The 9,934-nt window shown below is 70.7% G+C and carries 4 protein-coding genes; all 4 read right to left on the bottom strand.

Annotated elements, in window-relative coordinates; translation table 11 throughout:
- Positions 1 to 65: 65 nt before the first annotated feature.
- The 4 genes from C5E06_RS05055 to C5E06_RS05040 all read right to left on the bottom strand — a co-directional run bounded on the left by C5E06_RS05055 (position 66) and on the right by C5E06_RS05040 (position 9,933).
- A complete protein-coding gene (locus C5E06_RS05055; protein ID WP_146081311.1) occupies positions 66 to 5,411 on the bottom strand; it encodes an Ig-like domain-containing protein in 5,346 nt (1,781 codons plus the stop codon).
- A 147-nt stretch (positions 5,412 to 5,558) separates the two neighbouring features.
- Complete coding sequence (locus C5E06_RS05050; RefSeq protein ID WP_258067507.1) at positions 5,559 to 6,350, bottom strand: hypothetical protein; 792 nt, start codon at positions 6,348 to 6,350, stop codon at positions 5,559 to 5,561.
- 26 nt (positions 6,351 to 6,376) lie between these two features.
- Entirely contained in the window at positions 6,377 to 8,128 is a 1,752-nt protein-coding gene (locus C5E06_RS05045; protein ID WP_258067506.1) for a serine/threonine-protein kinase, read from the bottom strand.
- 2 nt (positions 8,129 to 8,130) lie between these two features.
- Positions 8,131 to 9,933: an FHA domain-containing protein gene (locus C5E06_RS05040; RefSeq protein WP_104306197.1), complete on the bottom strand. Its 1,803-nt coding sequence runs from the start codon at positions 9,931 to 9,933 to the stop codon at positions 8,131 to 8,133.
- Between the last annotated feature and the right edge of the window lies 1 nt (position 9,934).

Raw genomic sequence — 9,934 nt, 5'->3', positions numbered from 1 at the left:
CTCCTCTTCGCGACGCTCGTGCGCGCCGGTTCTCTCGATTGTCTGCTCGACCACCGACATCGTTGCTACCACGAGTCGAGGGGCGTCTGGCTTCTGGCGACTTCCGCACCGTTCAGGTACACGACCACCGTGTACCCGCCGAGGCTGCCCCGGCACTTCTCGAGCACAGTGCCCGACTCGCCGTTGATCGCGGCCCCGCTCACGTTCGTCTGCGTGCCGACGAGCTTGTCCTCGCCGGACTTCGCCTTGCTGTAGCACTCGACGGTGTAGGGCACGTCGGAGAAGTCCTGGCCCTTGATGACGAAGCTGCGGACCTCGTCGGGCTTGCCAGGCACCTTCTTGCCGCCGATGACCTCGACGCTCATGCGCGCCGTGTAGTTCAGGTAGCCGGTGACCTGGTCTGTCGAGGTGGAGACGCCGGCCTCGTTCTTCGCGGCGACCGAGACCTTCACGGGCGTGGAGGAGGACTTCGGCACCTGGATGCCCGTGATGGCGAACGAGAGCTGCGTCGCGGGCACGCTCGTGGTGGTCGGCGACTGCGTGCCGACCTGCACGGTCACGTCGTAGCCGCTGAGACCGCCACCGCTCGCGGTCGGTGCCGACCACTCCGCCGTGAGGGTGCCGGTGAGCTCCCCCGGCGGAGTCTGGCCGTCGGCGACCTTCAGATTCTGCGGGGCCTGCGGGAGGGTGATGGGCTTGGCGCTGGTCGAGCTCGCGGGGAGCCCGTAGCCGAGGGAGTTCAGGGCCCGGACCGTCGCCGTGTAGTCATTGCCAGGGACGAGGCCGTCGTCTTCCGTGAACGTGACGCTGTAGACGTCGCCGGCCGTCGTCTTGGTGAAGACCGCACCGCCGCCCGCGAGCGTCACCTCGTATTCGGTGATCTCCGGCCCGTTGGAGACGGCGCCAGACCAGTTCACGGCGAGCGTCCCCAGGGCGCCGCCCTTCTCGAGCGACACGTCGCCCGGGGCGCCTGGGACGTCCTGGACCTCGACGGTCGCGAGCCCGGTCGTCTCGCGCAGCGGGTCGCCCGTCTGGTCTCCGATGCGGTAGCTGATGGTGATGGTGCCGATGAAGTTCGTCGCCGGCACCACTCGCACCTGCCCGTCGACGAGGGAGACAGCCGATCCGGTGGCGGAGCCCGCGACCTCGCTCGCGGACATGAGCGTGAGCGGGGACTCGGGAAACGGGTTGAAGTCGTTGGCGGTGACGTCGACCAGGACGGGCCCGTTGCGGCGGGCCAGCTGCTCATCCGGCACGGCGCGCGGCAGCGGCTTGGAGGTGGAGACGACGGTCACCGTGACGGTTCCGGTCTGCACGAAGTCGCGGAAGGTGTAGGTGACCGTGTACTTGACGACGGTGCCGACCTTCGTGTCCACCCCAGCGGCGACCTTGACGGTGCTGCCGTCGAGACTCGACTGCAGCTCCCCCGTGCCGCCGGTGAGCTTCGAGAACTCCACCTGGGGGACGACTTCCTTGTTCGGGTGGCCGGTGGCGGTGCGGAGGTCGAAGCTCTGCTCGGTGCCCTGCTCGACGGTGAGCTGGGGCGCGACGAAGGTCGGTGCGACGTCGTAGAAGTCGGGGTCGCCCACCGTGATCGGGACGCGGATGGTCGCGATGCCGGCGTTCTGATCGTCGGCGCTCTCCGCATCGCTCACCTGGAAGGTGATGGATGCCGGCCCGCGGAAGCCGGGCTTCGGGGTGAACTTCAGCCTGGTGTCGCTCTCCACGAGCGGGCTGCCGTCGGCCTGCTCAGCCCACACCTGCTCGGGGTTGATGAGCGAGACGCGGTTGCCGGACGGGGCGCGCACGAGGTCGTTGACGTCCCACGAGATCGACTCCCCGACCTTCGCATTCTGGGCGGGCAGGTCAGGGATGAGGAACGGGGACTGGCGCTTGGACTCCTCCGTGATGAGGGCTGGCACCATGATGAAGCCCGCCGCGGTGAGCCCCGTGTCCTCGGCGGTGAGCCGGTAGACGACGATCTGCCTGGCGTCGCTGAGGGAGACCGTGACCCGTCCGTCCTCCTCGACCGTCGCGGCTCCCGCGCCGGCCCCCGCCAGATCGACCGCGAGCTCGCTGACTCTCCCGCCAGGGTTGGTGGCGCCGTCTCGCACGTTGATGCTGAGCGTCTCGGCGCCGGCGAAGTCGTCGAGGCGCACCACGTGGTCGACCGCAGTCGGGGGAAGCGTGGGCGCATCCGCATTGATCGTGACGTGGATGAACGCGGCATCCTGCCCACCCTGGCCGTTGATGATCGTGTACGGCACGGAGATGAACTCGCCATCGCTCGGCACCGTGATGATGACCGAGTCGCCGTCGACCTCGGCCTCGAGGCTCGGGTCGACGCCGACGAGCTCTGGCACGACCTCGAGCGTGTAGCCGTTCGGATCGGAGTCGTTCTTCAGCACGGGGACCGCGATGCGCAGGCCCGGCTTGGCGCGCACGTTGTCGTCGACCGCGATCGGGGGCGCTGTCGCGGCCGGACGGGCGACGACGCCGACCCTGATCGTGCCCTCGGCGCGCTGGCCGTACCCGTCGACGACCTCGTACCGCAGCACGTCGGTGCCCGTGGCTCCAGGGAACGCCTCGTAGACGAAGGAAGTCTGCGTGAGCTCGCTCACGGAGCCGAGCGTCGGAACGTCGACGAGCTGCGTGAGCTCGACCGAGTCGCCGTCCGGGTCGATGCCGTCGAGCGGCACCTCGATGCGCACGCTCGCGCCCTCGAAGACCCTGGCGGTGTCGACGCCGGGGGCCGGGGGCCGGTTGCTCGACTCGTCGGGCGCCGTCACCTGGAAGGACACGGTCGCCCCCGCCTGCTCGCCGTGCTCGTCGACGACGGTGTAGCCGAGCGAGTAGGTGCCGGGCTCGGACGGGGCCTGGAGGCGGACGTCGTCGCCGGAGACGAACGCGTAGCCGTCTCCGACCTGCACGGTGCTGAGGGCGGGCGAGAGGGACATCTGCGCCTCGTCGGGGTGGGAGTCGTTCTCGAGCACGGAGACGCTCGTGTAGTCACCGGCGCGCACGCGCCTCGTGTCGTCGACGGCGACGGGCGGCTCGTGCGTCACGGCGGGCTCGACCGGGACGACGACGATGTAGCCGACCGACGTCGATGCGCCGTCGGTGATCGTGTACGGGAGCTCGATGGTCTGCTGGATCGCGGACTGCGAGGAGAGGCGCACGATCGTGTTGTCGATGAGCTCGACGGCGAGGCCTGCCGTGCGGGCCTTGTCGGTGGTCTCCACGCTCTGCACGGACAACACGCCCGTTCCGGTGGACACGTCGTTGCCGAGCACGTCCACGACGTTCGACTGGCCAGGGCGGAGGTAGGCGAGGTCGCGCACCGCGGTCACCTGCGCCACGCCCTCGACGGGCTCCTCGACGTCGAAGCGGATGATGCCGACCGACGTGGCCGCCCCCGCTGAGACCGTGTACTGCACGTATGCGGTCATGGCGCTCGCCGAGGTGAAGGTGACGGTGCCGAGGTCGGGGTTGAAGCTCGCGCCTCCCGTGCTGGTGCCGAGCTCGGCGATCTCGACGAGCTCGAGCGCCTGACCGTTGGGCGAGAGGTCGTTCACGAGCGGCTGTGCCGTGATGGAGTCGCCGACCACTCCGCGCGCGAAGTCCGGCGTGCCGATCGGCCCGAGCGTGCCGGGCGCCTCGACGCGGATGCGCAGCTCGCCGGCCACCTGCGCGGTGCCGTCCGAGACGAGGTACGGCACGACCCGCTCCCCCAGCTCTGCGCTGACGGCGGTGAAGGTGAGGCGTCCGTCCGGTGTGAAGCTGACGGTGTCGCCCACGGGAGCGGTGGCCCCCTGGAGGAAGACGGGGTCGCCCTCCGGGTCCGTCCAGTCGGGCATCACGTTGTAGGAGATCTTCTGGCCAGCCTCGACCGCCACGGCGCTCGCGCGGTTCGTCGTCGGGGCCTGGTTCTCCGCGTCGGCCGGCTGGATGCGGATCGTGACCCGTGCCTCCGCCACGCCGCCAGGCCTGCCGTCCGAGGCCGTGTACGTGAGCGTCTGCTCGCCGGACGCGCCCTCCGTGGCGCGGAACTGCAGGGCCCGGCCGTCGTCGATGACCCGCAGCTCGCCGAACGATGGCGGCGGGTCGGCGGAGAGGCCGGTGATCGTGAGGATGTCGCCGTCGACGTCCGAGTCGTTGTCGAGGACCGTGAGGTAGGCGGTCGATCCGGCACGGACCCCGTAGGAGTCGTCGACGAGCTCCGGCGGGGTGTTCTCCTCGCCTCGCTCGGCAAGGGTCGCCTCGAACGATTCCTCGGTGGCCTCGTTCTCGCCCTCCGTGCCGTCGGTGTCCTCCGGCGGGACGAGCTCGTTCCAGTTCTCGACCAGGCGCATGTTCTCCTGCGGCAGCCACACCTGACCCGTGGCGACGTCGTTGAGCGCGACGACGTTGCGGTTGACGCGGTAGAGGAGCTCGCCGAGGGGCGGCGCCGACATGGACTGCACGCTCGGCTGCTCGTCACCGCACGCGACCATCGTGACGGCCGCCTGCGCCCAGGCGGCGTGCGCGCAGCCCGCGACCACGGCGGGGCGCGCCGTGCCCTGGTCGGTCGCCAGCGAGCCGTCGATGCCCGCCGGGAGCGCAACGGCCTCGCCACCGCCGAGCGGCACGCGCAGGATCCCGTCGCCGGTCGCGAACACCACATCGGGGGATGCCGCGCCCTGGAGCTGCACGCGCAGCGCGCTCTCCGGCACCTCACGGGCCTGCCCGTCGACGAGGAGCGCACGTGCGGCGGTGTCGAACACCACCGGCTGCTCGCCGACGGCAGTGAACTCGTAGTCGGCGGGGGCTCCCGCGAGCGGCTCCCAGAGCTGCTCGCCGCCGATGCCCTCCATGCGCAGGATCTGCTGCTGCTCCGGTGCGACGGCGAGCACCGTGCCGAGCGAGGTCACGAGGACCTGGGCGTCGGCGCCGAGCTCCGCCACGGGCTCCGCTGTCGCGGCGTCGAACGCGAGCGGCTGCGTGGCGTCGACGAGCCAGAGCCGTCCCGTCGCCGGGTCGAGGAGCGCCAGGACGCCGCCGCCGTAGGAGCTCCGACTGCCCGCGGGCGTCAGGATGCTCTCGCGCAGGTCGGTGAGCGCGGGGTCGACGCGGCCGAGCGAGCCGCTGGTCTGGTCGTGCAGGAAGACGGTGTCGCCGTCCTGCAGGATGCCGACATCCGCCGTCACGAGGCTCACGCTCGCGTCGAGCTCCTGGATCTGCGCGTTGAGGCGGCCCGCTCGGAGGTCCGAGCTGTTCGACACCCAGACGTCGCTGCTCTCCAGTTCGACCTCGGCCGCGGGAAATCCCTCGTGCAGGAGGGCGAAGAGCAGGGGCGTGCCGATGAGGAGCGCCATGACCAGCGCCATCGCCAGCTGTCGGCGGCTTCGCGGGGTCGGCGCTGTTCGGCGCATGCGTACCCACCCCCAGCAGAGCTCGTCAGTGCCTCACCTCGGAGCGCACGAGACTTCATTGTGCACGAGGACCCGATGCCAGCGCGACAGGGAGTGCTGCCCGTGGCCCGGCGAGTGCGGCGCCGTGCGCCTGTCCGCCGAGTGCCGTCAGCGGCGGTCGAGCGTGTCCAGGTCGTCCGGCGTCACCAGGCGAGTCGAGATGGCGTACTCGACGAGACGTGCTCGCCGGTTCGAGGCGAGCTTGCTGCGGCCGCCGCGCAGCCCCGAGACGCCGAACTTGTCGAGCTTGTCGCACACGTTGTCGAGCTTGCGGTTGAACGTCGGGAGCGTCCAGCCGAGGCGAGCCGCGGCATCCGCCGAGCTCGGGATGACCCCGCGACCCGGGACGGCGTTGCGCAGGACGTCTTCCGCGAGGGCGAGGATCAGCTCGCGCTGCGACTCGGTGAGGTGGATGACCGCCTGCGTCGTGTTGCCGGACGGCGACATGTTCACGTGGGAAGTGTTGTAGAAGTCGGACGCGGAGTGGATCGCGAAATCGTAGGTCGTCGATCCCGCCGTGAACATGACCTGCATGTGCTGGAACACGACCGGGAGCTTGGCGCCAGGCGAGAGCCACGACTGCACCTGGCCGGAGTCGTCCGTGACCGTCGCGGAGAGCACGGAGCCGACGTTCGAGAGCCACCACATGCCGAACTCCGCCTGCAGCACCAGGAACTGGCGGTGCAGGTACGGGTTCTCGTCGATCACGAGGTCGGCGTCTCGGCCGATCGTGAAGGGCTCAGCCGGGTTCAGCTCGTACCACTCGCCGACGAACTCGACGCGGAGCGGCCCGAGCGGGGGCACCTGGCTCGCGATTCGCTCATCGGAATCCGGAATCTCGATGGACTCTTCCGGAGCCTCGTTCGCTTCCGCGGCCGAGGTGTACTTGCTCTCACTCATGACACCATCATGGCGGATCGGCGAGGTCATTGCGGATAGCAGACTTCGAGCGGCTCGGAGCTGACCTTCCCTCCACGGCGGATCTCGACCTCGATGCACGTCACGGCGCCGTCCTGCACGTTGGGGATGACGACCGAGGTCTCACTTGTCGTCGCCCCTTCCTTGCCGCCCTCGCCGACCCTCCAGTAGTAGACGTCGCCCGGCTGCGGGTCGGGGTTCGACCAGGAGAAGGTGACGGATCCGTCGGGGCTCCGGACGGCGACGGGGGCGACGAGCACCGGGGGGAAGCCGCCGGACTGAATGGAGACGGGGGTCGTCGTCGCACGTCCGATCTCCTCGTCTGCGGGGGCGAGCATCCAGGAGATCGCCGCGACGATGCCGATCGCGAGCACGAGCCCTCCGGCGATGACGCCGACGAGCCCGTTCCTGGAGAGCTTCCTCGACGAGGCGGCGGCGTTCGCCGCGCGCTCGCGCGCCAGCTCGTCTGCCCTCGACGCGGGCGCGTCGATCGTGCTCCCGGATGCCTCTCCGAACGTTCGAGCGGGCGCGGCGGCCACGGCGTCCGCGCGAGCGGGGGTCGTGATGGGGCGAGCCGTCGTCGGACCCGAGTCGTCGCTCGGTGCTGCCCCGGTGTGCTCCGTCCCGCGGGGCCGCCTGCCGGTTCGGGGTCCGCTGGCCGTCTCGTACCTCGCGGCGAACCCGCCCCGGGACTGCTGAGCCGCGACCCTGACCACGGCGCGCGCCGAGGTCAGCTCGGCCTTGCTGGCGCGGGCCCCCTCGTGCACCTGGGCGTTGATGAGGGAGACGGGCCGCAGGCTCGTGGCGTCCGCATCGCCGCCGCCGGTCGCGGCCGTCGCCGAAATCGTCATGTTGGGCACGTCGATCGCCGTCGGGGCGTAGTTGAGCTCCAGCTCGACGCGCTGCAGCGCGTAGGCGAACTCGACCGCGCTCTGGTACCGGTGGGCTGGGTTGCGGGCCATGGCCTTGTGGAGCACGCTCACGAGCGACCGGGGCACGTCGCCGCGGAGGATCGGCGAGATGGCGCCGCGCTCGATGCGGGAGATGAGGTCGAGCGTCGTGTTGCGCTCACCGGGGCGCTCGAAGGGAGTGTGGCCGGCGACGAGCGAATAGACGGTCGCGCCCAGCGAGAACACCTCGCTGCGCACGTCGGGCTTGGGCTCGTCCTCGAACATCTCCGGCGGCGACCATGGCACGGACAGGCCGCCACCACCAGTGGGGGGCGCCTCGACGAGGTCGTCCGCCTCTGCGAGCTCGTCGTCGACGGCGGACGAGATGCCGAAATCGGTGAGGGCGGGCCAGCCGAAGTCGTTCGTGAGGATGTTCGCCGGCTTCACGTCACGGTGCAGGATGCCGACGGTGTGCGCCGTCGCGACGGCGCTGGAGATGCGCACGCCCGTGCGCAGCGCCTCCTCGACGGGGATCTGCTCGCGCTTGTAGCGATCCGAGAGGCTGAGCCCGGACGCGTACTCCATGACGAAGTAGGGACGCCCGTCGCCGGCCACATCCGCCTGGAAGATCGTGACGATGTACGGGTGCGACGACATCTGCGCCATCAGGTTGGCCTCGCCGATGAACGCCTGCCTGCTGGTCTCGCCGAGGTCGTCGCCGCCGAGGAGCACCTTCACGGCGACGAGGCGCCTCGGGAACTGCTGCTCATACAGGAAGACGTCGGAGAACCCGCCGGAACCTAAGTGCTTTCGGTAGAGGTAGCCAGGGATCTCGGGCGGCTCGGCTGGGGATCGTCGCTGCCCTGCCATGGCTAGCGCCTCGCCGTCATGGCGAGGTTCCGCACGGTGAGGAACACCCCGCTTCCGAGGTCGATGACCGTGTCCGGCATGACCGCGGTCGGCTCCCCCGCTCGCAGGCGCTGCGGGCCGCGTCCGGGCATGACGACGTCGGTGCCGTTGCGGGAGTGGAGGTCGGTGACGACGATGACGCCGCCCTCGACGGTGAGGAGCACGTGGTTGCGTGAGATGTCGGTGGCGCCGGTCAGCTTGACGTGGCGAGGCAGGACGCCGCCCGTCTGCTCCGCGCCCATGCTGGGCGCCCTTCCGAGCACGAGCGGACCCGCCAGATCGACGGTGGCACCCGTGGACAGCTCGACGATGTACGACGCCTCTCCCCCGCCGGCGCGCTGCTCAGGCGGGTTCTGCGCAGGCGGGTTCTGCTCAGGCGGGTTCTGCTCAGCTGACGAGTCCCGTGAGACGTCGACGGCGCGCTGCTGCCGCCGCTGGTCGGCGGCGTGGGCCGTGAGGGAGGCGAGGTCCGCCTCCGGGCGCGTCTCGGAGGAGAGCGCCTGGACGAGCACAGTGTCGGCGAGGTCTCCGCCACGCGGGGCGGACTCGTGGCGGTGGGCGTCGTCGACGCGGAGGTCTCGGAGGGAGCCGCCGACGATCGTGAGGCCGTCGTGCTCCCCGACCTCGTCGAGCGCCGCCGGGGCCTCGAGCACCTCGGAGGCCGGAGGGGTCGCGTGAGCCGCAGGCTGCTGGGCGCTGCCGTCCCGAAACTCCTGGCGTGCGGCGCTGCGCGCTGAGGCCTCCTGGCGGATGCGGCTCGCCTCGGCGCTCAGGATCGTGCGACCGTCGTGCTCCCCGACCTGATCCGCAGTGACCTCCGGGTCGAGGATCGGCACGGGGAAGGTCTGGACATCACGGATCGGTGACTGGTCGAGGATCGGCAGCTCGTCGCGGTCGAGTCGCGGCGCATCGACGTCGTCGTCGGAGCCGGAGTCGGAGCCGGAGCCGGAGCCGGGTGTCGTCGTGGCCTCGGGCGGCAGGTCGAGGATGGTCGCCTCGGAGATGGCGTCGCTGCTGTGCCCGCTGTCGCCGATGTGCCCACTGTCTTCGCCATCGAGGCCTGAAGCCGCGTCCGTGTCCGGGCCGTCCGGGCCATTGGAGCTGTCCGGACCGTGGGTGCCGCGCGACTCGAGGGCCCGCGCGTGCAGGTTCGGCGTGTCGAGATCCGGGTCCGGGGCGACGACCGTCTCCGGTCCCACGCCCACGGGGGCGCGCGTCTCGGAGATCTCCTCGTCGCAGGCGGCGAAGAGCAGCTGGATCGGGACCTGGTCGAGTCCCCGCCGATCGTTCTCCACCGTGACCTCGACGCCTCGCGCCGACGGCAGGAGCACCTCGACCCACGTCGATGCCTCCCCCGCGCTGATGACGGCCGGTCGGATGCCGACGTGCGGTGCGCTCGGCAGCTCCTCGACGCGGAGGGGGCCCCGCGCGAAGACACGCAGCCCGTTGCCCTCGCGCGCCAGGTAGACGAATGGGGCGACCTCGCTGAGCGGTCCTGTGCCGATGATGGCGGCGAAGACCTTGTCGAGCGAGACGGCACCGTCGGCGAACGCGAGGCGTGCGGCCCCGATGGTCCCGGTCCCCTCGCGGGCGTCACGAGACTCGGGGCTCGACTCCGCGGGGGTCGACTCCGCAGGATGCGACGGGGCAGATTGCGATGGGGCAGATTGGGACGGGGCGGACGGGCGCACCAGAAGAAGGGCATGCCGACGCTGGCGGAAGACCACCGGAGCTTCTGCCTCGACCTCGTGGGGTGCCTCGGTCATG

The organism is Pseudoclavibacter sp. RFBI5 (assembly GCF_002931395.1).
Taxonomy (GTDB): Bacteria; Actinomycetota; Actinomycetes; order Actinomycetales; family Microbacteriaceae; genus Pseudoclavibacter.
Note: the sequence above shows the minus strand (reverse complement) of the source record. Positions and strands in the feature narration are given on the sequence as shown.